Raw genomic sequence first — 23,472 nt, 5'->3', positions numbered from 1 at the left:
CTATGTAAAGTTCTAAGAAGCTCTTCAAGTTGAATATTGCTAGCATCATTTTCATTTCTTTTTGCGGGATATTGAGAAGGACTCTGTGTTTGTTAAAGCGGTTTAAAAACACACGATATCGATTGCAATGACATCGATTGAACGTGCGTTTTTAAACCGCTTTAATAAGGAGAGCTGTTCCTTACATATGGTTTTGTCTGGCCAGTCGTTTACCTTTTAACTTCATAATGCAATTCTACAAATTGATTAAAGTTCCTCGTACCTTTCAATGAAAGGTCTAATTGATAATTCCCTTCTCTAAATAACGGAATTCCATTGCCGATTATAGTTGGTGCAACTGTTATGATAAGTTCATCAACTAAGTTCTCTTTTATAAAAGAATGTAACAATACTCCTCCTCCAACCATCCAAATATTTTTGCCTTCTTGTTTTTTTAATTCATTTACAAAGTCCGGAATATTGGGGCTAATAAATTTCACCTGCTCCGTATCAGCAATTGAAGACCTTGTGAACACATAACAATTTTTATCAGAATACGGCCAGCTATTGCCACCCTCATGTTCCATAATCCAATCGTAAGTTGTTTTCCCCATTAAAACGGTATCAATCGTGTCTAAAAACTCAGAAATGCCATTATCCCCTTCCCCCTCTACTTTAAACAACCATTCAAGTGATTCCTCTTTTGTCGCAATATATCCGTCTAAACTTGATGCAATGAATAGTACTACATTTCGATCTTGATTCATAATCATTCTCCTTTCCTTAGCTCTAAAAATAAGTATATGATTAAAACACGACATCTCCTGTCATATAAATATAATTAATTATTATTTTATCGAAGGGACGGATTTTGTGAGAGCAGATAGATTAATAAATATTATGATCTTGTTACAGAACAGAGGGAAAATGACGGCAAAGGAATTGGCCAATGAACTAGAGGTATCAGATCGAACCATCCTTCGGGACATGGATGCATTAAGTAATGCAGGGATACCCATTGTTTCCGATCGGGGAAAAGATGGAGGCTGGCGTCTGTTAGACAATTTTCGCAGTAAATTGAGTGGATTAAATATAGAGGACATTAAATCTCTATTTCTCTTCCCTTCAGAAAAATTACTCGAAGACTTAGGGTTAAATATCCAAGCATTAGACACCAGGCAAAAGTTACTTGCAGCCATCCCAGGGACTTTTCGGGACGAAGCACAGGCGATGTGGGAAAGAATTCATATCGATTCGAGCACTTGGCGACAATCCAAAGAAAAAGAGCATGCTCTCAAAATCGTCCAAAAAGCTGTTTGGGAAAGTAAAAAGCTAAAAATTTTCTATGAACAGGCCGATGGGGAACAAAAAGAAAGGTTGATTGAACCATTAGGATTGGTAGCAAAAGGGAATAGGTGGTATCTTGTTGCATCAAGAAATGGAGAGCTGCGTAATTACAGGGTATCTCGCATACACAGGGCAAAAGTTGAAAATGAAACTTTTAGAAGACCGCTTAATTTCAATTTGGTGGCGTACTGGGAACAATCCAAGGTAGAGTTTATACAAAATTTACCCAAATATGATGTACAAGTAGAAATACATCCGTCCATTATGAAAAGAATTAATTTTACAGGTAAGTTTGTTCAATTGATAAAAACGGAAAATTCAAATGGGGAAAAATGGATACCGGCGACTTTAAGATTTAATGATAAGCAAGAGGCTATCGAGTTCATATTAGGATTTGCAAATAAAATTAGGGTAATCTCGCCAAAGGATCTTCCGAATAAAGTCGTGTCGTCGGCTATATCCGTTATTAAATTTTACAAAAATAAATAGAAATCTTTAACTGTATCTTGAAAATTAATTCTATCTTAAATGAGGGAAAAGGGATATTGTCTTATATGACAATCAATCACATTCACATAAGTTGCAATTGCAACGATTTTAGCCCGGGTCTCTAGAGACCCGGGGCTTCCATTTTATTTACTCATTACGATGCGCTGGTTTCCTTTTAAACTTCGTCTTTGCCAAACAATCGATGTAAACATTGCTATGAATAAAATCACTAAACCCAGTATAAACGGGAAAATAATTTTAATATCATATAGCATGCCCGCAAGCACGGGTCCTAAGATATTGCCAATACTCATATAGGCATTATTCATGCCCATCGCAAAACCTTGTTCATCTCCAGCCATTTTTGAAATGAGCGTATTCAAGACAGGACGAAGAATCGAGGTAGCCAAGAAGATTAATAAGGTTACTCCAAAGAACATCCCATAGCTTCCTGCGATCAGCGATAAAACGAAGCCAATTGTAACGACCCCGATAAAAATATTTATGACGGCCATTTCCCCATAGCGACTCACGATCCGATCGACGATGAACAATTGGGCAATCACACTAACAATACCTGTAGATGTGATCATAAATGCTATTTCCTGTGGAGTTGCACCGAATTGATTATCGACAAAAAGGCCGAGTACCGATTCATAGGCCATTAATCCAAAGCTCATGACAAATGTAATGATGAGCGGGATAAAATAAGGCATTTTTACAGAACGAACAATTTGTTTAAACATAGATTCCTCGTGCCTAGGTTGTGCCGGTGCCCCATCTGCTATCACCTGTGTATCTGGTTTGCTTTCTTTCAAAACAGCGATGGAAAAGAAAACAGCCACAAGGGAGATCATCGCAGAAATTAAAAACGGTGTTTTCAATCCAAAATCCGCTAAAAACCCACCAATTCCAGGCCCAATCACAATACCCAACGACATAGCTGCAGAGATCAAACTATTCCCCTTTGCGCGTTGTTCAAAAGTAGTAATATCGGCTACATAGGCAAAAATAGCCGGTACAAGTAATGCAGCACCTATCCCTCCAATCACACGGGAGGAATAAAGCAACCAAATCGAATCAGATGCATAAAAGACAAAACTGGATAGGGATAAGCCGATTAAACCAGAAATAATCATTTTTCTACGTCCATATTGATCTGCCCATTTTCCGGCTATTGGAGATAAAATGAGTTGAGCACCCGCAAATATGGCCACCATTAAACCTGCCGCGGTTCCTCCTTGATTAATAGATTCTAAATAAGTCGGAAGAATTGGAATAATAATGCCAAAACTTCCAATGGCAATAAACATATTAATCATTAAAACCGTTAATTTTTTCCGTTGGTCTGCTGACATAAAACAGCCTCCTTTTACATCTATTTCGAAGATTTCATTTATTTTAAAACTTATTGCCGTCTGCCTACTTCTTCATGGAATACGAACCTTCATCCATACAATACACAATAAAAACACAGGTGCATCGCCTGTGTTCAATGAATACAATCCTATTTAATAAAATTGAGACATAAAAAAGAGGCTTCTTGGTTGGCCTCCTTTTTCATATGCAAAATAAAAGGGTTACATGAAAGTGGACAGACCTATTCTAATCACCCTATCATCGTAGAGCTTTAGCATGATTCAATTGTTGATTTGTAACATGCTGTTTAGAATGTTCCTTTCCCACTTGTAACCCTCCGTTCTTATCAAAGTTTTTTAACTATACCACAGAAAAGCTTCATGATGCAATCATTACTTTTCCCTAAATATCATTTTGTATCATCCAATTCCCAAATGACCCCATATTTATCCTTCACGATGGCATGTTTCGCTCCCCAGAAGGTATCCTATAATTCTATTTGGATATGTCCCTCTTTGCATTTTAACGCTTTTGCATACTGGCACACTGTTCTATTTATGTCTTATTTTCATTGTAGTCTCTTAGCATCTTCAAGGGTTCAATTCGATTGATCCACCAATCATTTAAAATCTAAGTTCTTTCCTCTACCGAATCTTATGTTTGATATAATGAAAATAGCTAAACATTTCAAGGAGGCGAATTCTATGAAATCTCGTGATTCTAAACCGATCATAAAGGAAGGTTCAGTCACCTATGATGATTATGCACAACTCGATGATGGCAAACGGTACGAAATAGCAGATGGCGTGTTAGAGCTAATGTCTCCAGCGCCTACACCCAAACATCAAGTGATCAGCACCAAAATCCTAGCAACACTTATGGAAAGTTGCCAACTAGAATACATCATTTTTGCATCACCGATTGATTTGATTTTGTCGGATACAGAAGTTCGACAGCCCGATCTCGTCATTGTACCCCGCAATAAAATAGAGATGATCACGAAGCGAGGCATTGAGGGAATTCCTAGTTTAGTTGGTGAAATATTATCTCCGCCTTCCATTAAAAGAGATCGCTTTCATAAACTGAAAGTATATGCTCAATACCAAATCCCGGAATATTGGATTATTGCCCCTGCAAACGAAGTACTTGAACAGTATGCATTAGAAGGTCGCGATTATCAGCTTCTGAATGTCTATGGCCGAGAAGATACCGTTCATTCCGAGCAACTTCCTTGTGCGTCTTTCACAATGGGCAAAATCCTAGATGCAGCCGCTGATTTGCCGGGTTAATAGGAACAGCCATCGTATGATATAGACAATTAAATGATGGCTTTATTTTTTGACTTTATTTATTCAATTCGCGTTGTAACTCAATAATTTGTTCCCTCTGTAAACCGGTTGATTCCACAACTACATCCATATTTATGCTTGCTTTCAGTAGACGGATTGCGACTTCTCTTTTTGCTTCACTTTCCCTTTGTTGTGCTTCTTTTAACTTTTGCGTGATCACTTTTTCTCTTTGTTCTAAAACCTGTTCTTTCTCCTGATTCCTTTGTTCGTTTTTTCGGTTTCTCTCTGCCACTTCCCGGTTTCTCTCTGCCACTTTCCGGTTTCTCTCTTCTGCTTTCCGGTTTCTCTCTTCTGCTTTCCGGTTTCTCTCTTCTGCTTTCCGATTCTTTTGTTCCCATTTATCCATTTTCGTGCGATAGGCTTCCTCATCCAAGATCTGTTTCAGTCTACTTTCATAAGCACGTACCTCTTCTTCCGTCATGCTTAATTCTTGCCAGCCTTCAAATGCGGAGTACAATGTCTTGTCCTCCATTGCAATCACCTCCAGTTCTTTATAGATATCTTCATAAACTTTCCCATTTCGATGATCTACAATGCCAAGTAACAATAACCATCTCACCAACAGATCATTCCAGGGATCCAAACGATCTTCCTTCCAATCCTTTAAAAGCTTAGGCATTTCAATATAGTGAAATTCCATTGTATTGGTTAGCTTGAATTTTTCCCTATCCTCATATAAGTGATACATCGTATGATAACGATCAGTTTGATCGAATATATTATAGTTAAGAATGTTTATCGAAATAACCGGTCTTAATTTATCATAATCCATATTCTTCTTTAATGTTTCGGTATACAATCTTGACCAGTAGAATAAGGATCGATTAATCATATTGTACTTGTTGGAAAATTGAATTTCCACATTAATTCGTTCACCATGTTCAGTTACGACTAAAATGTCTACTCTAGATAGTTTATCATCCGCATACTCTCTCCCAACTTCCGTGTTCAAAAAAGTAATATCTTTGATTTTGCCTCTGCCTGCTTTCTGCAAAAAGGCATTCAAAAACACAAAGGTAAGATGCTTATTTTTTTCACTTCCAAATAATTGCTTGAAGGCATAATCTATCTTCAGATCCATTAGTTTCCCTAGTGGTATTCGTTTGAGTAGTTCTGGATTGGTTTGTCTCTTATTGTAATCAGTGGAGTCTTCGTGAATTAGTGCCGTGTAAACAGTAGTTCCTTCATAAAATTGTTTAGCCATTGCCACATAAAACACATCCCTCGTATTTTTGTGAGGACTTTGCCGAGGTGTATATCTAACTATAGAATAGCAAATTTTGCATCAGCGAACAAGAGTTCACTTATCAAGATTTTACATTTATTTTACTTAAAAAAATTTTCATAAAAGTCGTGGTCAATATTCATTTTTGCCCTTTAAGCTTTCCTTAGACGGTGAGAGCTGATTTATTATTTACTGAAATAGAAAACTTAATCTTTCCCTCTCCCTACACAGCTAATACATTGCTTTTGCATCCTTTGGCAAAGAACGAACTAGATCAGCAGGCAGTGTTTGTAATAACTCTTCCATTTCCACCGCCGTATAATCGTCCGAATCGATGATTGGTTCATCTTGTTCCTTCATCGGAACTTCGAAACGCTGTTTGCGAAAACGGTCAAAACGAAGATTGCGGAGTACTTTAAAAAGCCAAGCTCGCTGTTGATAATCAGTAAGCTTACTCAATGAGTGCAAGTGAGTGAGAGCCTTCAAGAAAGTATCCTGCACTAAATCCTCTGCTTCCTTCTCATTACTTGCTATTGACCGAGCAAAGCGTGCCAACTCTTCGTTATGTTTTTCGTAAAGGGCTTCAACCAGCATACAATCATCTCATTTCAAGCGTTCGGTAATGTTTTTTCCCGTCCTCATTTGTATAACGTTTCAGAAAGAGAAAGTGTTGGGGAATTTATAAAAATTATTTGGATGTTTGCGGGGCTAAGGCGTATGTCTCATACTTCTGGGGAAAATGTACAAGCAGATTCTCCTGAAAAAACGAAGGGAATCTGCCTAAACAACAATCGCAAAACCAAGTTTTATTGCAAAATGGAACTCATCTCCTTACACGAATGAATTTTTCGTGTTACTCAAGAAAGAGGAATAACCATATTCCATGTATGGTCGAAATTCCATACTTCCCCGATGCCAGTCGCTGCAAAAAGATGGGTAGGGACATTATTTTCTATTAATAAAAAAGGTCTTTCCAAATTCGTCATTTGTTTCTGAGTACCATCATCCCAGTTCACTGTCCGTGAATAGGCTTTTCCCTTGTGAATATCCCAATGTACGCAATCTGTGCTGCTTGCATAGACACCAGCGCCCCATTCTCCCGTTAAACCATTGGAATTATTTTTAAAGTCATCTTTAACCAATAGATGGAATTGATTGTCGGAATACCATAAGAAGGGATCTTCTACATGCAAATCAGGATCCGAGAAGTTAAGGATGGGATCATCTGCAAGGCGTCGAAACGGCCCCTCAGGTTGATCCGCGATCGCAACCCCTAATTGAAGCGTGGCACCCGCATACTCTCTCGATTTATAGATCATATAAGTTGTCCCATCAGGCAAAATCGTCACAGCAGGGTTGGTCGTGATCGTACAATCCCATTTACCGGGCCGAGGTTCCAGTAAGGGTTTATCCAATCGCTCCCAAGGGCCGAATACAGAAGTTGCTGTCGCAAGGCCTATACGCTTATTATTCCAAACCTCTAATACACGCTCACTGGACGGCGGGTTTTCCGGCGTTGGGATAGGGCCGCCGAATGTTGTACCCATATAATAAAGATAATACGTACCGTTCCAATACTGAATATAAGGGTTATGTTGATTCATTCCGTCAAAATAGGTGCGTTCCCTTCGTTCCAATACCACTTCCTCAAAGCGGTACGGGCCTTCCGGATTATCACTGGAAGCACGAACAACTTCACAATTAAACAGCCAATTGGCACCAAAACCAAGATCTCTTTTCCAACGCGATGCAAATAAATGATATCTTCCGTCTTCCCCTTTCACACATGATCCACACCAAATAAAATAATCTTCCTCTTTGTATCCCCCTTGAACAGGGGCAGGTTGTAAGCGATGATAAATAGGATTTTCCAAAATATGAAGCTCCTCTCAAAATTTTCTCTTTTTTATCTTTTCACCATACTAAGGTAAATCCCCTTTTCTGGGAAAAAGCGGAACTTTTCATGCGCCAAGAAAATGTGTACTGCTTTCGAAATACGATTATTCATGATCGAGGAGTTGTTCTATGGATGCCTCTCTCTAAATCTGTGTCAATACATAAACTAGCGGGTCTGATTTTTCTTCCGTTCCGAAAAAATAAAGCTGATTGGCTAGAAAAAGCTCATAATACCGTTCCTGAGAAGGCTCAGGGTTACCTCTCAACCCAATTTGCATTTGCGGTGGAGCATCTTCCACAATTTCAAACTGAAAATCCTCCATTAATTGCATAAGGAAAAACATCGGTACTTTTCCATCATAAGTGGCTGGCGCTTCATCTTCCAAAAGCCAATTAGGCTTCCCGCCCACTTTATTAGCCTCGGGGTCTCCGTTTACAGCCTCAAGTATCCAACGTTTAAATTGAATTTTTTCTTGATAATCTTTTCGAACCATCCCATCTTTCGTCGCAAAGACTTCAATTTTAAAATTTCGTTGGTAGGACTCAAGAAAGCCCTTCGGAATATCGGCCCCTTTTAAAGGAACTGGCAATATTTCCGGAATACGCTCCCCCTCATGAGCACAGCTTGTGCAGTGAAAAACAGCCATTGTCAACCCTTCCCATAAATGACCTTCTGGAAAGGCGACTTGAAAAAAGAAGGTTTGTTCCGTACCGCATAATTGACAATGAGGTATTGGCCTATCCTCTGGAAGTCGAGGCTGACCACCAATAAAAGAATGATCGCTTTCTTTTTGCTGTTGCTCTGTCTCATCTATTTTTAAAACATAACCGGACATTTTTCTTCAACTCCCTGTCATTTATGGATTTGGGAAAACTCGCTTAATCGTTACTCCGTCAATTCTTACATGATAGGCTATCTCATAAGGTCTCGTCGAACCAGCCGCATATTTAGGGACAACCCGGACAAATACATTTTTATTCGCTGCTACTTCTTTGGCAATTAATTTTTCAAATTCCCGAAATGCTCCCCTGTTTATACCCAGATTTTGCGGAAAAATATTCCCAGAATACTTATTGCCGAGTCCCCCAAGATTATTGCCAATCGCATGCCCAGCATCATCTGTTGACTTTCCAAGCTTTCTTACATATTTTCTTGAGGCACTATTGGTTTGCGTCCCTTTTCCCAAATGGCGCTTTTCGATTTTTGCGAAAACTGAGAGAAGCTCTCCCTTACTGCCAATAGATGTTCGATACGTTAAACCACTAGCCGTTGTAAGCTCAAAGCGTTCAATTCCTTTTCCTGCTTTTAATATTTTCTTGGAAACAATTTTACCAAAAGGAAGCCGGCTCATACCAATCGTCAGCACTGAGGCCGCCGCATATTCAGGGCTCATGAGCTTTTTCGGATGGCGGATCACATCCGCAATCTCTTTTCCACTTGCAGCGAGACCAATTCCAGTTGAAGCAGCTGCAAGCGCAGACCAGACACCTAAAAATGGAACCGTTAAAGCGAACGCTCCTGCAAAAATGGCTCCTTTTTCCCAACCAGATAATCCATCCCACCAATTTTGTAGGCTATCAAATAGACAGGCGAAACAGGCCTCGTAACCACTAGCTACATATTCCCATCCGCTGTACATCATTATCACTAAAAGCGTCGCGGCAATCGCTAGAATAATTTGATAATATTTTTCAACATTTTTCGTTAATTGCGGAAGACGCGTCTCCTTAGCTTCGCTGTTTCCATAGAGGAGAGTCAAGTTGAACTCTCGACGCTCTCGATAAAAATGCAACAAAAACCCATAATGCTGGCGACTTTTGAAAAAAGCAATGATCAAATTCCAGATTTCAGAGAATGGGTTAATGACTTTTTCATGCGGTAGCCTCGGGATCTGCTCCTTATTTCTATTTAGATCGGCATAATCAATGATTAAAGCCATACCTAACATCATCAAAAACCAAGTTTTCGTTCGATAGCCACTTCCCATTAAGTCATGAATAGCCCGAATCCAATCTGGAAATTGGTAGCTTCCATTCCACAAAGCATGATCCAAAATCGCGATGAAAAGACAGATGCCAGGAAATAGGAATAGATACTTAGTGAATTTACTTTTAAACCTTATAGCAAAACCAACTGCAAGCGTAATCATAGCAGTCAATAAACCATGCCCAGCCGACATTTGCGTAGGTAAAAAGCTTTCTTCAAAATGCCCAGGAAAAAGCGTAAACAGATCCCAATGGAGTACAGTGCCGCCCAAAAGGGTAGAACCATACATATTCCCTGAAGCGATCCTTCTTGCAAATTCCTCCATCAATTGAAATCCCGCACCTGATGCTGCTCCAATTAAGGCATAGTCCACAAGACTCAAAGAGGAGGCACGCCTTGATAAGAATAAGTACATACCAAGCGGCAACAGCTTGATAACCTCTTCCATAATCGGTGTGACAATCGACATACTCCAAAAATCAGAGGTCGAGCCTCCAAATAGCTTTGTCATCAAAAGCACGGCCACATTTGTCAAAGGTACGATGGCCCAGGCACCAGCAATGAAAAAACGGGTATATTGCTTCCATGACAACGTCTTACTCCGACAAAGCAGCCAGAATTGCAGAATTACGTAGAAAGACCATAAAAATTGGATTGTCATCTTCCGTGAATCCTCAAAGACAAAAAGACTAATGAGAAAAGCAATGACTAAAAGCCAGGATAGAATCATATATAGATAGACGACCGCTGGATATTTCCGAATAAAGTTCTGCCAAACCGTATCCATTCTATCTAGAGTTGATCTTATTGTATGGCGAAATTTGCCGATTTTCCCCTCCATCAATTCACATCCCTCCCCAAACGAACCATTTTTTCTTGGGTTCATGCTACCTTAATCAGGCCTGATTGGAAATAGGAAGATCGTTGTGAATGCCATATTTTTCCATGAACGGGATTCTGACTTCGGCCCCGCAATAGATTATGTAGAAGTCTGAATGATACTTGCCCCATCACAAAGTCTTGACAAACTAAATAACTATGGATCCCGTCTACACGTTATGTAGGGATTTTGTTAAATATAATGCTAGATCATCATCTACCTGTACCTGATCTCCACGTTTCAATATTTTTCCACTTTGCGAGATTCCGAGTCCATCAGGAATATAGCCTCTTTTTACATACAAGCGTTGGGCCGCACCATAGTCTCCTGTTAGCCCAAAACCAATCCCAATTACAGCACTTTTTTCTTTGACTATTTTCTCCGCTTCATCCATAAGCACGGTGGCAATTCCCTTATTTTGATCGTTGATCAATACATTCAAATCCACTATTTCTGGAATCTCCTTTTCAGAAAATGGCGGATAAGTCGATTCCCATTTTATCGTTACATAGCCCGCAAACTGGTTTGAATATTCAGCTATAAGAACGACTCTCTCTCCATTGAGTTGCTCCTGATAATAGCGTTCATATTGGGAAGCTGGCTTCTGCCAACCTTGATCTTGAAAGGCCCGTGCGATTGTAGCAAAATCGTCCTTCATCAAAGTACGAATGGATATTCTACTTTCTTCCATTGCATTTCCTCCTTTCTTTTTAGACACCTAATAGCCGCAGCCGATAGGCATTCATCGCTGTTTCTCCAAGCTGATCCAGTAAATTATAATTGGCATATGCTCCGACAACAGCGCCTATTCCAGGAATTAATTGGAGCATTTTCGCTAAATCAATATAATCTCGATATTCTTGTTGGAAAACACGCCAATCAACATCAAGGAGCTCCTGCTTCTTTGTTTCCCAATTTTTCATCGTATCGAAAACTTCTTTTCTTTTTTCATCACTAGAAAAAGCTAACTGGAATACATGGAGGATAAAAAGACGTTCTTCATATTTATTGGTATCAAATCCGTAAATCGCAGCCGCTTCAAATAAAAATTTCATTTTAATCGACAATAATAAAGGAAAGTCAGCAAGTCCAAGCAAAATGCCGCCTGCACCTGTACCAGCTCCCTCAATGACTGCAGTTTTTCGGTAGGTTGAAAGTTTTTCTTTCAATTGTTCATCCTGCTCGAAAAGATTTACCTCTATTGACTCCCTTTTCTTTGTCGTCACATTGGAGCCAACAAGAGTCGCTTTCACCATATTTTTGATACTCTCGGTCATCACATGGTGAATCTTTTCTGGAATCAAACGATTCACTTTCGTTTGGGTTTGTTTCGACACTCGATTCAAAAGGCTCGATCGTTTCAATATTTTTCTCTGCCAAAGGGCAAGCTCATCTCTGACTTTCTCTTCATATTCGGCCAAATACGACACATCCTTTACATTCTTCTATCAAAGTATACGGAATTTCCGAAAAAAAGATTCGTTTTGAGCTGGAATAAATATTCAAACGATATTGACATCAAAAGAACATCCCTTATATGCTAAGTTAAAAAGGAGCCAATCATGAACACAAAAAATACGATTACGTACACCAAAAATGCAATCATAACTCCAAAAGAATTATCCCGCTTATTTCAGGCTTCTGGAATCAAAAGACCTTATGAAGATCTTCCACGTCTTCAGAAAATGATTGATCACGCCGACATCACCTATTCGGCTTGGGATAAGGATAGACTGGTTGGTATCGCAAGGGCGATCACCGACTTTAGCTATTGCTGTTATTTATCTGATTTAGCTGTAGATCAACAGTATCAAAAACGAGGAATCGGAAAAAAGCTTGTTCAACAACTGCAAGAACAGCTAGGTGAACAAGTTGCCCTCATTTTATTATCAGCACCTACAGCGATGGATTATTACCCTAAGCTTGGTTTTCATCCCATTTCAAATGGCTTTATCATTCCTCGAGAAAATTGAAGCAATAAAAAATACGCTCCATCAATCAATCTTATGGAGCGTTGGATCAAAATCATAGGGATATTAATCGCCAGACTTCTGTTTAATTCTTCTTTGTTCCCACATCGGGATAAGAATGGCGCAAAATAACGCCGTAAAATAGGGAAGAAATTTAATTCCAAATGGTTGATCAAACATCATATAGGTAAAAACCCCGATAAAACTGGATAAGGCAATGCCAAGTACAAAGCCCCCTACAATTCCAACAAGAATGGACAATAACGTTCTCATACCGCTCGCTCCTTCTTTTTAAAAATGAAATTTCCTACTTTCCAAACAAGCACACTTGAATGCATCGATAACAGCATGGCCATGATAGGATGAAGCGCAGCCATAATCGGAAGATTCCCACGCATATTCCCAGTAAAATACATAACGAAAACCCAGCCCATTAAGCCTATTACGTGTCCATACGACCAGCGCGGCATTTTCCCGATCCATGCGATGATGAGCATGAATATAGGAAGGTTAAAACCAAATAAATGAATAAACATCATATGTTTTGACCATGCACTAGCCTCAACAAAAATGGCCCACCCTGCATAAAAAATTTGCACCATTATAAAAATGTAAAAATAACGGCCAACAAGAAAAAACAATAATGCCCTATTTGTACTCGTTTCGTATTTAATTCTGGCATCATCTTCCCTCTCTTCTTAAACAAGATTGCCTTCCCTATTCATAAGATACAGCTTACTTCTAAAATCCTTCTAACCAATTTATTAAATATTTCTTAATTAAGATTTGTTGTAAAACCTATAATCGTAACTGAAAAAACTCATATCATAGAAAAAGAAGCTCATCTTCGAGAGGGGATGAGCTTCTTCACATATTGTTAAAACATACATTGTTTTTTCTTTTACAGTGTCTTCGAAAGTTCGTAAAGACTTAAATAATGACTAGTAACTTAAATTGGTCACGTAAAAGGTTTTATAAAACCCAAAAAACAGCCTAAATGTTAAAAATGGTCACTTAGAACCGTTCATAAAGCCCAAAAAACGGCTCAGGTGCTTAAAACGGTCACTTACGTTTCAATTACCTTATTTCCGCCGGAAATCTATCCTTTAAACCGATACCCCGCTCCCCAAACCGTTTCAATAAATTCTGGGTTGGATGGGTCTAATTCGATTTTTTCACGAATCTTACGAATATGTACGGTTACTGTGGCGATATCCCCCATTGAATCAAGGCCCCAGATTCGTTCAAATAAATGCTCCTTACTAAACACCCGATTGGGGTGTGAGGCTAGAAAGGTTAATAAATCAAATTCTTTTGTCGTTAGTGTCACTTCTTTTTCATGGACCCTGACTTTTCTAGAGCCTTGATCTATTTGTAAGCCTCTAGCATGAATGGAATTTACCCTTTCATCTTTGCCTACCAAACGATGATATCTGGCAAGATGAGCTTTCACTCTAGCCACTAATTCACTGGGACTAAAAGGTTTGACGATATAATCATCAGCTCCAAGTCCTAGGCCGCGTATTTTATCAATATCCTCCTTCCTTGCAGATACCATTAAAATGGGAATGTCCTTTGCCTGACGAATTTTTTTACAGATGGCAAAACCATCAAGGCCAGGCAACATAAGATCCAATAAAAGGAGATCATAGTCTTGTGTCAAAGCTTGCTTTAGTCCAGCTTCTCCATCCGTTTCAATATCGACTGAATAGCCATCTATTTCGAGGTAATCACGCTCAAGTTCAGCAATACTTCGCTCATCCTCAATGATTAATATTTTTTTCATCAGCTTTCACCCTTTCAAGTGTAAAAGAAATGCTCGTGCCTTTGCCCATTTCACTTTCCGCCCAAATTTTACCGCCATGTCCCTCCACGATCCGCTTCACGATTGCAAGTCCTAACCCTGTTCCGCCCTTCGCTGTATTTCTTGAAGGGTCCACACGGTAAAAACGGTCAAACACATAGGGCAAATCTTCTTGAGGTATACCGCTGCCATTATCCTCAATCCGAATCCTAATATGATCCGCATCCAATTGCATGCGTATCTGAATTTGTTTTTCCTCTTTATCCATGTACTTTATACTATTATGCAAGATGTTTGTAATAGCTCGTTTTAACTGTTCCCGATCAACTTTTGCCCTATAGGAATCAGCTAATTCGGTATCATAAGCAATGGTGACGTCCTCTCTTTCTAATTCAAATTGAAGTTCCTCGGTCAGGTCAAGAAGGTATTTATGTACATCCACTACCTCAAATTGAAAAGGAACACTCCCAACGTCTAATTTTGAATATAAAAATAGTTCATTAATACGGTGATCGAGATCCAGCGCTTTTGTATATATGGTTTGAAGGTAACGGTCCATTTTTTCCGGAGTGTTGGCCACTCCATCACGGATTCCTTCTACATAACCTTTAATGGAGGTAATAGGTGTTTTCAGATCGTGGGAGATGTTAGCGATTAATTCTTTCCGATTTTCTTCATATTTAGATCGCATTTTCCCAGCTTCTTCTAACTCCCTTCTCATTTGTTCAAAAGTTTTAGCTAATTGTCCAATTTCATCTTCACCCTTCGGTTCAATTTGGAAATGTAGCTGTCCTTTACTGATTTTCTGAGCAGCATTTGTGAGCTGACCTACAGGCTCTATAATCGATTTCGAAACAAAATAGGTTATCAAACCATTTGTAAGCATTAAAATCACAATCAAGGCTATCCATCTCAGCATGACAAATATTCTTTCAAAATTCGCATCCACCTTCATATGGAAAACATAAATAAGAAAAATACCGAGGATCATTTCGACAAGAAGGAGAGCAATGACCGGGACTATCACCATGGCAATATTAGATAAAATTAAACGCCTTTTAATAGACATTTCCTCACCAGCTTTCATCTTTAGTTTAAAATGAAATTATTAAAACACTATAAACAATGATTAAAATTTTCTTAACTGGCATTATAAGGGGGGGGTAATAGAACAAACGGTTTTAACAAAAGTCAAAAAAGCTGTTTCAAACGGGATTTTATACCCATTTTGAAACAGCATCACTATCTAGTGCACGAACCAACGTAGGAAAACGAAAATTTCTTAACTGTGAACGCCTTATGGTGCACATACCCATTCATTGACCATGAAGGCGTCATCACGCATGACTCAACGTAGCGTCCTATTTTTAACAAGCAGGAAGTTTCTCCGGCTCTGTAATTTTATTGTCGGTAACGTGAATTTGGCAAGTTTTTCCGTTCACTATAATTTTAAATACTCCATTATTGAAATCTGTTCCAATTTCCTTATAGAAAATTCCTTCAAAACAGGAACGTTTGGATAGGGTGAAGCTAAGCTGATAACCGCCGTTGTCATCCTTTATGAGAAAGCAACGAACACCCTTTTCATAAATGGCATCTTCTTCACTTTTAATCGTACGGTCAACGGAAACGATATGAATATCAACGAAAGAGACTTCTCTTAGCAACACATTGATAAAAGACCCTTTCGTTATTTCTTCCCATCTATTTTGGGCGGTTTCTCCAATAACGATTTGCGTAATATTACAGTGATGCGCTACATTAGCGATCACTTTTGCGGAAGGTCGCTTTTCATTATCTCGCAGTATGAACTTCTCCGCCCCTAACTCATCTGCTAACTCTTTCCACCGTTCCACGTACCCAGACTTTTCCGCGTCAAATTCATCGTATGGAAGTGGATCAACCGTTAATATATAGAAAGGACAATTTAACATATTGGCTATTTTGGACCCACGCCGAATCAGACGCTCCCCGTTCGGACCGTAATAGACACAAACAAGAATACACTCATCCATACGACCCTTTACGTTTTTCATGACCGTTTCACCTCTTAATTTGCTATTCAACAGAACTCCGAATGAAATCCCCCACCTCAAGGATTGTGAATGGCGATAGCCAAGACTTGCTCCTCACAAGCCCTCACTTTAAGCTTCGTCAGAATCTAAATGGTGGGTAGTTCACAATCATCTGAAGTGCGCTCTTATTTTGTTTCGTGTATACTATTGTATATAGTATACACATCTAACAAGAAATGTATAGGGGCATACTGCGTCTTTTGGCAAAAGTGGAAAGAATAGGTGAAGGCAAGGCCTTTTCGCTTACTATATCCAATCCCTTAAGTCATCTTGTCGTATAACTGTCAAGTCATTCTTGCCATAGATCAACGCAGTCTATTTCCCACCATTTTTATTGGTTTTCTGTTCTTTTAGTGCTTTTTGGGAGTCAGAACGCCCAAACATCATAGAGGCAAAACAGATTGGAGGTTTCACTTTTGTTATCGATCAACATAACAATGATTATCCCTCTTTTGGTCGCAGCATGTTTACCTTTCCTTTCAAAAAAAAAGCTTCCTTTTCATATCGGGTGGTTCGTTCTTGCTGTACCCATTGTTCTATTTGTCATTATTTCTAGTTACATCCCCTCTATTGCGTCAGGAAGTACGTATCTACACACAATAGAATGGATTCCCGCTTATGGCATTCATTTCACGACTTATCTTGATGGACTTAGTTTAATCTTTGGTTTATTAATAACGGGGATTGGCAGCCTGGTTATCCTCTATTCTATTTATTATTTATCATCAAAAGAATCCCTTCATTCCTTTTATTTGTACTTACTGTTATTTATGACCGCAATGCTAGGTGTTGTTTTTTCAGAAAATTTATTTGTTTTATATGTGTTTTGGGAATTAACCAGTATCTCTTCGTTCCTATTAATCGCCTTTTGGTATTATCGAAAGGGGTCGAGGAATGGCGCTCAAAAGGCATTATTAATCACCGTTAGCGGTGGATTTTCGATGCTAACGGGTTTTATCATGCTTTATTCCATGACGGCTTCAACGAGTATTCGGGACATTATTGCATCTATTGATCAATATGTCGACCATCCCTTATTCGTGCCTGCCTTAGTGTTAATTTTGATTGGTGCCTTTACGAAATCAGCTCAATTTCCATTCCATATTTGGTTACCGGATGCGATGGAAGCCCCCACGCCTGTTAGTGCTTATTTACATTCTGCCACAATGGTCAAAGCAGGACTTTATTTGGTAGCCCGCTTTACACCGATTTTTGGCGGTGAAGACTTATGGTTCTGGTTAGTGAGCGGTGTCGGACTAATCACCATGTTTTGGGGATCCTTTAGAGCCATCAGGCAAACAGATTTAAAAGCATTGCTTGCTTTTTCCACTGTCAGCCAGCTTGGACTAATTATGAGCTTACTTGGTTTAGGATCGATCGCCTACCATTTAGGTGTAAATGAAAATTCGGTGCCCTTTACACTTGCTACGTTTGCTGCCCTTTTTCATCTGATGAATCACTCTACCTTCAAAGGTGCGCTATTCATGATTGTTGGAATCGTTGACCATGAATTGGGCACCCGGGATATACGTAGGCTTGGGGGTCTGATATCCTTAATGCCGATTACCTTTACAGTGGCTCTAATCGGCAGTTTCTCCATGGCCGGATTACCCCCTTTTAATGGATTTTTAAGTAAGGAAATGTTCTTTACAGCAGTATTGAACATCCATCAACTTGATCTTTTTTCTTTACATACATGGGGAGTTCTTTTTCCAATTATCGCTTGGATAGGAAGCACCTTAACCTTTGTCTATTGTATGATTTTTGTGTTTAGAACTTTTACAGGACCTTATCAGGCGGAAAAATTGGAACATGAGGCGCATGAGGCACCGATTGGGATGTTAATTTCTCCTGTGCTATTAGCCATGCTTGTCATCAGTATTTTCTTTTTCCCAAATCTATTAGGGGATTATCTCATAACTCCAGCCATGCAAAGTATCTTTCCAACCTTCACGCCATCATTTGATTTACGTCAGCCTATTTCTCCTTGGCATGGATGGAATATGGAAATTTGGATGACGATAGGTGTCATTATTCTTGGCACACTCTTGTACCGCTCTTTCCGAAGATGGAAGGGAGTCTATTCCTTATTTTCAGAGAGGTGGGGCTTTAATGCTTTATACGAAAATCTATTAGAACAATTAGAGACGCGTTCTTCCTCGTTAACAAAATTTTATATGACGGGATATCTAAGAGATTACTTGGTCTATATCTTTCTTTTTCTCATTATAGTGACAGGTGGAATCTTCTTCTTCACAGACGCATTTTCTTTTGACCCTTCGGGGGATGCACCGATCCGAGCATACGAATGGATCATTGTCATTGTCATGGTGATCGCGGGAATTTCAATATTGTTTGCCAAATCGCGTGTTACGGCCATCCTATTAAATAGCGTGCTTGGCTACATGATCGCCGTTCTATTCGTATTGTTTCGTGCCCCTGACTTAGCCCTCACGCAGCTTGTGGTGGAGACAATATCGACGGTCTTGTTTTTACTCTGTTATTACTTCCTTCCAGAATGGAAAAAAGAGAAAACGACAAACAGGACAAAAATCACTAATATCCTTATCTCCATCTCTGTAGGCAGTCTTTTCATCCTTGTCGCTTTAGCGGTAAATAGTGGAACATTATTTGAAACCATCTCTAAGTATTTTGAAAATGCCTATGAGCTTGCAGGTGGAAAAAACATTGTCAATGTCATTTTAGGTGACTTCAGAGCTTTTGATACGATGCTCGAAGTGGTCGTCCTCTTTATTGCGGGGATTGGTGTCTATAGTCTTATTCAACGAAAAGTTCCTAAGGAGGAAGAAAAGCTTGAAGATCAATGATGTTATTTTACAAACGGTCACAAAAGTCGTTGTCTTTATTATATTGACACTCGCTGTCTATCTCTTTCTATCCGGTCATAATAGTCCGGGAGGCGGCTTTATCGGCGGGCTCGTTCTGGCAGCAGCCGTTGTCTTACTTTGTCTTGCTTTTGATATGGAAGCAGTCGAAAAAGTCATTCCCTTTGATTTTAAATTAGTAGGAGCATTAGGCGCCTTCATCGCTGTTTCAACTGGATTAGGAGGCATACTTTTTGGCGCTCCCTTCTTAAAGCAAGTCTTTCATTCCTTTCATCTTCCTCTGCTTGGAGAAACGGAACTTACAACAGTGACGATATTTGAAGCGGGGGTTGCCTTAGTGGTAGTCGGAGTCGTTATCACCATTATTTCAAGTATTAGTAAGGATGTGGAGTAAATGGAAACATTAATAATCATCCTAGCAGGGATTTTAGTTATGATCGCTACCTATTTATTTCTTTCTAAAAATTTGATTCGAGTGATACTGGGATCTGCCATTTTCTCTCATGCCGCTCATTTGCTCATTATAACAATGGGAGGGCTGAAAACGGGGAGTGTCCCGATTGTTGGAGAAAAGCCCATTGCCTATACGGATGCCCTTCCACAAGCCCTTATTCTGACATCGATTGTGATCGGATTTGCGGTAACAGCCTTGTTCTTAGTATTAGCTTATCGTACGTATCGTAAAGTTGGTTCTGATCAATTGGACGGTTTAAGAGGGGTTCGCGATGAATAATATGGTTGTTTTACCTATGGTGATTCCAATTTTAACGGGGATTCTGTTAGTTTTTTTCCGGCGCTATGTTCGGATCCAAAGATGGTTGAGTATGTGTTCCATCGTCATAACGATCTGCATCAGTATTTTCCTTTTACACCATATTCAATCAGCGGGCATTCTTAGGCTGGATTTCGGAGGCTGGAAACCACCTTTTGGTATCCTTTTTGTAGCGGATTCCTTTGCGATCCTCCTTGTGACGACAACACTGATGGTTACAGCCGTTTGCTTACTATATGCTTTTCATTCTGTTGATGCAAAACTTGAACAATTGTTTCTTTATCCCTTTGTTTTTTTCATGATTGCCGGTGTGAATGGGGCTTTTTTGACAGGAGATCTTTTTAATCTCTATGTTTGTTTTGAAGTGATGTTATTAGCCTCTTATATTCTCGCTGCAATTGGTGGAACAAAAAAGCAGCTAAAGGAATCGATCAAGTATATTGCTATTAATGTCCTTTCTTCCTGGTTACTTCTTGTAGCAATTGCCTATCTCTATGGCACATTGGGAACCTTGAATATGGCTCATTTATCAGTCAGAATTGCAGATGTTGGACAAACCCCCTTATTAACTGTGATTAGTATTCTATTCCTCATTGTCTTTAGTTTAAAAGCAGGGTTAGTACTTTACTTCTGGCTTCCTGGAACTTATAGCGCTCTACCAACGGCTATCGCCGCTTTATTCGGGGCATTATTAACAAAGGTTGGGATCTATTCCCTATTTCGTATCTTTACATTGCTTTTCTATCATGAGCCGATGATTACTCATACAATCATGGGTGTGATGGCTGGTCTTACTTTAATTGCCGGCAGTATTGGAGCGCTGGCCTATAAAGATCTGCGGCAGATCATTTCATTTAACGTTGTGATTGCGGTCGGATTCATTTTAGTAGGATTAGCTGTTTCCACGCCGGAAGCCATGGAAGGTTCGATCTATTATCTCGTTCATGACATGATTGTCAAAGCCTTATTATATTTAATAGGAGGAACAGTGATTTCCTTAACTGGCACGGCCAGAATCGATAGAATGAGTGGACTTATCGGAAATTATCCTTTACTAGGGTGGCTATTTTTTATCGTAATGCTGTCATTAGCAGGGATTCCCCCGCTTAGTGGATTTATCGGAAAGGTATTGATCGGAAAAGGGGCGATTGATACAGGCCATTATCTCCTGACAGCTCTTGCGATTATTTCTAGTATTTTTGTTCTCTACTCACTCCTGCGAGTTTTTCTCCATAGCTTTTGGGGAGAAACGATTATTAGTATCGAGGATGAGACACCCTTAAAAAAGGGTTGGATCATTCCATGTGTTCTACTTACAGCAGGAACAGTTGGGCTCGGATTGGGAACCGAATTCCTTTCCCCTTATGTTCGTGATGCCGCTCATACCTTAATGAATCCTCATGTTTACATTGAAGCGATTTTGGATGGAAACAGCCCATAGATAAGTGGAAAGAAGAGGTGAATCGTTATGCCCGCGCAGTTTATCATGAATTTATTTATTGCCTTTCTTTGGATGCTACTGAATGATGAAGATGAATTTAGACTTTCTACCTTTTTTGCTGGGTATCTAGTAGGGATTGTGATTGTCTTTTTGATGCAGCGATTTTTTAGGAAGCAATTTTATTTACAACGATTTTATTTCATTGTAAAACTCATCTTTATTTTTAATTCTGAGTTATTTCAATCCGCCTTTCTTGTCATGAAGCATATTTTAAGTCCGAAAATAGATATTCAACCAGGGATTTTTAAGTACCGAACGAAGTTGAAAAGTGATGGGGAAGTCACAACTCTTTCGATGTTACTTACTTTAACACCTGGTTCGGTCGTCATGGAGGTATCACCGGAAGGAGATACACTGTATATACATGCTTTGGATATCGATCGATATAAGGATTTTCTTTTACGCTCATTAGGGAAATTTGAAAAAGCCATTATGGAGGTGACACGCTAGTGATTAAAATAATGCTGCTTACAGCTCTCTCTTTATTTGGAGTTGCCATCGCCATTGCGCTTTATCGGATTATAAAAGGCCCTTCTATCCCTGATCGAGTGATCGCTCTCGATATGATTGGCGTAAATCTGATTGCAGTCATTGCGGTCATATCAATTGCTCTTAAAACAAAAGCTTTTTTAGAGGTGATTCTCGTAATCGGCATCCTTTCCTTTATTAGTACGATTGCCTTTTCAAAATTCATCGAGAGAGGTGTTATCATTGAACGTAAGCGAAATGAGTGAATTTATCACCGTTCTCCTCATATTAATTGGTAGTATCATTAGCGTCATTAGTGCCATCGGCATTATTCGATTTCCAGATGTTTATACTCGTTCTCATGCAGCAACAAAAAGTTCTACCTTAGCTGTTCTTTTAACACTCATAGGAGCTTTTCTATACTTTTTGTTTACAGAATCGCTGGTGAATATTCGGTTAATTCTTGGGATTGTGTTTGTTTTTATAACCTCACCGGTTGCCGGTCACCTGATCATCCGGGCCGCCTATCGATCAAGAGTAAAATTAGCGGATTCTACCATTGAAGATGAATTAAAGGATGTTCTTCACCCGAAAGAATAACAAAAACCCCACTTCATTTCTAGATGACTTGAAAGTGGGTTTTTTGTATTCGTAACTACTCGGTACAATCAATGTAGAGAATATAAGAAAAAGATAATTTCGTTATGAACAGAGTTAGCCACGCATTTTATTCAACCAATCATGCATATAAATAATATTATCACTGTTGATTTCGTTCTCTCTTTGGCGCAAAATCTTCTTTGTTTCGTGCTGTCCTAATGTAATTGACCGAGACAAAGATTTGGTTTCAAATCTACCAATATCATGTAAATCAATATCGATTAACAGGTCGGCATACTGCTCTAAACAGCGATCTGTATTTTTTTGACTTGCGATATCAATATAGCGATTGACAACAGATAATAGATTGGTAGGATAATGTGGATTGGTACTGCGTACTCTGACAGAGGTAACATTCTCTGCCCCCATTTTGCGTACAATATCCGCTGGATTATTATTTAAAATATAGCCATCTACCAATAATTGACCATTCATTTCAACAGGAGAAAATATGCCTGGAATCGCAATGCTCGCCCGTATAGCCAAAGCCACTTCCCCTGAATCAATTACAACCATCTCCCCTGAAATCAAATCGACACAGATAACGGCAAAAGGAATGTTTAAATCTGAAAAATGTCGCCCATCTGTCCATTTCACCAGGCTCTGATAAATCCTGTCTCCTTTCAGCATTCCCTTGCGATTAAGGGCCAAATCAAGATAACGACGGATGGATAAATGCTGAACCATACTTTTCATTATTTCCGGTTGAATCCCACAAGCATACAGTCCACCGACAACAGACCCGGCACTGGTTCCGGCAATATGGGTAATCGTAATCCCCTGATCAACCAGTTCTTTTAAGGCACCAATATGAGCGACTCCCCGTAAAGAACCGCCTCCTAGAGAAAGTCCTGTTTGCTTCAAC

25 protein-coding genes are annotated in these 23,472 nt (G+C 39.3%); 10 read left to right on the top strand and 15 right to left on the bottom strand.

Translation table 11 applies throughout. The annotated features are described in order from the left end of the window. Positions 1–209 precede the first annotated feature (209 nt). On the bottom strand, positions 210–746 hold the full coding sequence (locus tag MUB24_RS04090) for a dihydrofolate reductase family protein (RefSeq protein ID WP_244701605.1): 537 nt from the start codon (positions 744–746) through the stop codon (positions 210–212). 106 nt (positions 747–852) lie between these two features. Between MUB24_RS04090 and MUB24_RS04085 the strand changes: the two genes are divergently transcribed. Then, positions 853–1,815 carry a helix-turn-helix transcriptional regulator gene (locus MUB24_RS04085; protein WP_244701603.1) on the top strand — a complete coding sequence of 321 codons (963 nt, stop codon included), beginning with the start codon at positions 853–855 and terminating at the stop codon, positions 1,813–1,815. 143 nt (positions 1,816–1,958) lie between these two features. Here the strand turns inward: MUB24_RS04085 and MUB24_RS04080 are convergent, their stop codons facing one another. Then, entirely contained in the window at positions 1,959–3,173 is a 1,215-nt protein-coding gene (locus MUB24_RS04080; RefSeq protein ID WP_244701601.1) for an MFS transporter, read from the bottom strand. A 705-nt stretch (positions 3,174–3,878) separates the two neighbouring features. On the opposite strand from MUB24_RS04080, the gene MUB24_RS04075 reads away from it, so the two are divergent. Further along, the gene (locus MUB24_RS04075) at positions 3,879–4,463 is read left to right on the top strand and encodes a Uma2 family endonuclease (RefSeq protein ID WP_244701599.1); all 585 of its coding nucleotides are present in this window, start codon (positions 3,879–3,881) and stop codon (positions 4,461–4,463) included. Positions 4,464–4,518: 55 nt separating this feature from the next. Here the strand turns inward: MUB24_RS04075 and MUB24_RS04070 are convergent, their stop codons facing one another. The 7 genes from MUB24_RS04070 to MUB24_RS04040 all read right to left on the bottom strand — a co-directional run bounded on the left by MUB24_RS04070 (position 4,519) and on the right by MUB24_RS04040 (position 11,932). Further along, entirely contained in the window at positions 4,519–5,727 is a 1,209-nt protein-coding gene (locus MUB24_RS04070) for an Rpn family recombination-promoting nuclease/putative transposase (RefSeq protein WP_244701720.1), read from the bottom strand. Positions 5,728–5,979: 252 nt separating this feature from the next. Further along, a complete protein-coding gene (locus tag MUB24_RS04065) occupies positions 5,980–6,342 on the bottom strand; it encodes an RNA polymerase sigma factor (RefSeq protein ID WP_244701597.1) in 363 nt (120 codons plus the stop codon). Between the two features lie 263 nt (positions 6,343–6,605). Continuing rightward, a complete protein-coding gene (locus MUB24_RS04060) occupies positions 6,606–7,622 on the bottom strand; it encodes a glycoside hydrolase family protein (protein WP_244701595.1) in 1,017 nt (338 codons plus the stop codon). Between the two features lie 165 nt (positions 7,623–7,787). Then, on the bottom strand, positions 7,788–8,480 hold the full coding sequence (locus MUB24_RS04055) for a hypothetical protein (RefSeq protein WP_244701593.1): 693 nt from the start codon (positions 8,478–8,480) through the stop codon (positions 7,788–7,790). A gap of 21 nt (positions 8,481–8,501) precedes the next feature. Next, a complete protein-coding gene (locus MUB24_RS04050) occupies positions 8,502–10,472 on the bottom strand; it encodes a PrsW family glutamic-type intramembrane protease (RefSeq protein ID WP_244701718.1) in 1,971 nt (656 codons plus the stop codon). 208 nt (positions 10,473–10,680) lie between these two features. Beyond that, positions 10,681–11,202, bottom strand: a complete 522-nt coding sequence (locus MUB24_RS04045; RefSeq protein ID WP_244701591.1) for a GNAT family N-acetyltransferase — start codon at positions 11,200–11,202, stop codon at positions 10,681–10,683. Positions 11,203–11,221: 19 nt separating this feature from the next. Beyond that, positions 11,222–11,932 (bottom strand): EcsC family protein, encoded by a 711-nt coding sequence (locus MUB24_RS04040; protein WP_244701589.1) that lies wholly within the window; start codon positions 11,930–11,932, stop codon positions 11,222–11,224. A 141-nt stretch (positions 11,933–12,073) separates the two neighbouring features. Here MUB24_RS04040 and MUB24_RS04035 point away from each other — a divergent pair, with 141 nt between their 5' ends. Continuing rightward, positions 12,074–12,484, top strand: a complete 411-nt coding sequence (locus tag MUB24_RS04035) for a GNAT family N-acetyltransferase (RefSeq protein WP_244701584.1) — start codon at positions 12,074–12,076, stop codon at positions 12,482–12,484. A 63-nt stretch (positions 12,485–12,547) separates the two neighbouring features. On the opposite strand, the gene MUB24_RS04030 is transcribed toward MUB24_RS04035, so the two are convergent. The 5 genes from MUB24_RS04030 to MUB24_RS04010 all read right to left on the bottom strand — a co-directional run bounded on the left by MUB24_RS04030 (position 12,548) and on the right by MUB24_RS04010 (position 16,321). Further along, entirely contained in the window at positions 12,548–12,754 is a 207-nt protein-coding gene (locus MUB24_RS04030; protein ID WP_244701581.1) for a DUF5957 family protein, read from the bottom strand. After that, on the bottom strand, positions 12,751–13,122 hold the full coding sequence (locus tag MUB24_RS04025) for a DUF6220 domain-containing protein (protein WP_244701579.1): 372 nt from the start codon (positions 13,120–13,122) through the stop codon (positions 12,751–12,753). Before MUB24_RS04025 ends, MUB24_RS04030 begins: the two co-directional genes overlap by 4 nt. Positions 13,123–13,580: 458 nt before the next feature. Next, entirely contained in the window at positions 13,581–14,267 is a 687-nt protein-coding gene (locus MUB24_RS04020; RefSeq protein WP_244701575.1) for a response regulator transcription factor, read from the bottom strand. Further along, on the bottom strand, positions 14,245–15,354 hold the full coding sequence (locus MUB24_RS04015) for a sensor histidine kinase (protein ID WP_244701572.1): 1,110 nt from the start codon (positions 15,352–15,354) through the stop codon (positions 14,245–14,247). Before MUB24_RS04015 ends, MUB24_RS04020 begins: the two co-directional genes overlap by 23 nt. A gap of 298 nt (positions 15,355–15,652) precedes the next feature. Continuing rightward, positions 15,653–16,321 (bottom strand): adenine nucleotide alpha hydrolase family protein, encoded by a 669-nt coding sequence (locus MUB24_RS04010; protein WP_244701569.1) that lies wholly within the window; start codon positions 16,319–16,321, stop codon positions 15,653–15,655. A gap of 455 nt (positions 16,322–16,776) precedes the next feature. Here MUB24_RS04010 and MUB24_RS04005 point away from each other — a divergent pair, with 455 nt between their 5' ends. The 7 genes from MUB24_RS04005 to MUB24_RS03975 are packed head-to-tail and all read left to right on the top strand — an operon-like array spanning position 16,777 to position 22,547. Next, a complete protein-coding gene (locus tag MUB24_RS04005) occupies positions 16,777–19,188 on the top strand; it encodes a Na+/H+ antiporter subunit A (RefSeq protein WP_244701566.1) in 2,412 nt (803 codons plus the stop codon). Continuing rightward, on the top strand, positions 19,175–19,600 hold the full coding sequence (locus tag MUB24_RS04000; protein ID WP_244701564.1) for a Na(+)/H(+) antiporter subunit B: 426 nt from the start codon (positions 19,175–19,177) through the stop codon (positions 19,598–19,600). Before MUB24_RS04005 ends, MUB24_RS04000 begins: the two co-directional genes overlap by 14 nt. Beyond that, a complete protein-coding gene (locus MUB24_RS03995) occupies positions 19,601–19,939 on the top strand; it encodes a Na(+)/H(+) antiporter subunit C (protein ID WP_244701561.1) in 339 nt (112 codons plus the stop codon). After that, positions 19,932–21,419, top strand: coding sequence for a Na+/H+ antiporter subunit D (locus tag MUB24_RS03990; RefSeq protein WP_244701558.1), 1,488 nt, complete (start codon positions 19,932–19,934; stop codon positions 21,417–21,419). The genes MUB24_RS03995 and MUB24_RS03990 overlap by 8 nt, the downstream gene beginning before the upstream one ends. A 27-nt stretch (positions 21,420–21,446) precedes the next feature. Further along, on the top strand, positions 21,447–21,929 hold the full coding sequence (locus tag MUB24_RS03985) for a Na+/H+ antiporter subunit E (RefSeq protein ID WP_244701555.1): 483 nt from the start codon (positions 21,447–21,449) through the stop codon (positions 21,927–21,929). Further along, positions 21,929–22,213, top strand: coding sequence for a Na(+)/H(+) antiporter subunit F1 (locus tag MUB24_RS03980; RefSeq protein WP_244701553.1), 285 nt, complete (start codon positions 21,929–21,931; stop codon positions 22,211–22,213). The genes MUB24_RS03985 and MUB24_RS03980 overlap by 1 nt, the downstream gene beginning before the upstream one ends. After that, positions 22,191–22,547 carry a Na+/H+ antiporter subunit G gene (locus tag MUB24_RS03975; RefSeq protein ID WP_244701550.1) on the top strand — a complete coding sequence of 119 codons (357 nt, stop codon included), beginning with the start codon at positions 22,191–22,193 and terminating at the stop codon, positions 22,545–22,547. The genes MUB24_RS03980 and MUB24_RS03975 overlap by 23 nt, the downstream gene beginning before the upstream one ends. A gap of 114 nt (positions 22,548–22,661) precedes the next feature. Here MUB24_RS03975 and MUB24_RS03970 read toward each other — a convergent pair whose 3' ends face one another. Then, positions 22,662–23,471, bottom strand: coding sequence for a patatin-like phospholipase family protein (locus MUB24_RS03970; protein ID WP_244701547.1), 810 nt, complete (start codon positions 23,469–23,471; stop codon positions 22,662–22,664). Between the last annotated feature and the right edge of the window lies 1 nt (position 23,472).

Origin of the sequence: Lederbergia sp. NSJ-179, assembly GCF_022867885.1 — a bacterium.
Classification (GTDB): domain Bacteria; phylum Bacillota; class Bacilli; order Bacillales; family Bacillaceae_C; genus Lederbergia.
This window is presented reverse-complemented; position numbering and strand designations above follow the sequence as displayed.

Bases quoted from the DNA above. Each gene is read 5' to 3' on its own strand.
- MUB24_RS04075 (WP_244701599.1), top strand. From the start codon at position 3,879: ATGAAATCTCGTGATTCTAAACCGATCATAAAGGAAGGTTCAGTCACC.
- MUB24_RS04020 (WP_244701575.1), bottom strand. From the start codon at position 14,267: ATGAAAAAAATATTAATCATTGAGGATGAGCGAAGTATTGCTGAACTT.
- MUB24_RS04070 (WP_244701720.1), bottom strand. From the start codon at position 5,727: ATGGCTAAACAATTTTATGAAGGAACTACTGTTTACACGGCACTAATT.
- MUB24_RS04030 (WP_244701581.1), bottom strand. From the start codon at position 12,754: ATGAGAACGTTATTGTCCATTCTTGTTGGAATTGTAGGGGGCTTTGTA.
- MUB24_RS04035 (WP_244701584.1), top strand. From the start codon at position 12,074: ATGAACACAAAAAATACGATTACGTACACCAAAAATGCAATCATAACT.
- MUB24_RS03995 (WP_244701561.1), top strand. From the start codon at position 19,601: ATGGAAACATTAATAATCATCCTAGCAGGGATTTTAGTTATGATCGCT.
- MUB24_RS04090 (WP_244701605.1), bottom strand. From the start codon at position 746: ATGAATCAAGATCGAAATGTAGTACTATTCATTGCATCAAGTTTAGAC.
- MUB24_RS04065 (WP_244701597.1), bottom strand. From the start codon at position 6,342: ATGCTGGTTGAAGCCCTTTACGAAAAACATAACGAAGAGTTGGCACGC.
- MUB24_RS04050 (WP_244701718.1), bottom strand. From the start codon at position 10,472: ATGGAGGGGAAAATCGGCAAATTTCGCCATACAATAAGATCAACTCTA.
- MUB24_RS04015 (WP_244701572.1), bottom strand. From the start codon at position 15,354: ATGTCTATTAAAAGGCGTTTAATTTTATCTAATATTGCCATGGTGATA.
- MUB24_RS04010 (WP_244701569.1), bottom strand. From the start codon at position 16,321: ATGAAAAACGTAAAGGGTCGTATGGATGAGTGTATTCTTGTTTGTGTC.
- MUB24_RS04045 (WP_244701591.1), bottom strand. From the start codon at position 11,202: ATGGAAGAAAGTAGAATATCCATTCGTACTTTGATGAAGGACGATTTT.
- MUB24_RS04080 (WP_244701601.1), bottom strand. From the start codon at position 3,173: ATGTCAGCAGACCAACGGAAAAAATTAACGGTTTTAATGATTAATATG.
- MUB24_RS03990 (WP_244701558.1), top strand. From the start codon at position 19,932: ATGAATAATATGGTTGTTTTACCTATGGTGATTCCAATTTTAACGGGG.
- MUB24_RS04055 (WP_244701593.1), bottom strand. From the start codon at position 8,480: ATGTCCGGTTATGTTTTAAAAATAGATGAGACAGAGCAACAGCAAAAA.
- MUB24_RS03985 (WP_244701555.1), top strand. From the start codon at position 21,447: ATGCCCGCGCAGTTTATCATGAATTTATTTATTGCCTTTCTTTGGATG.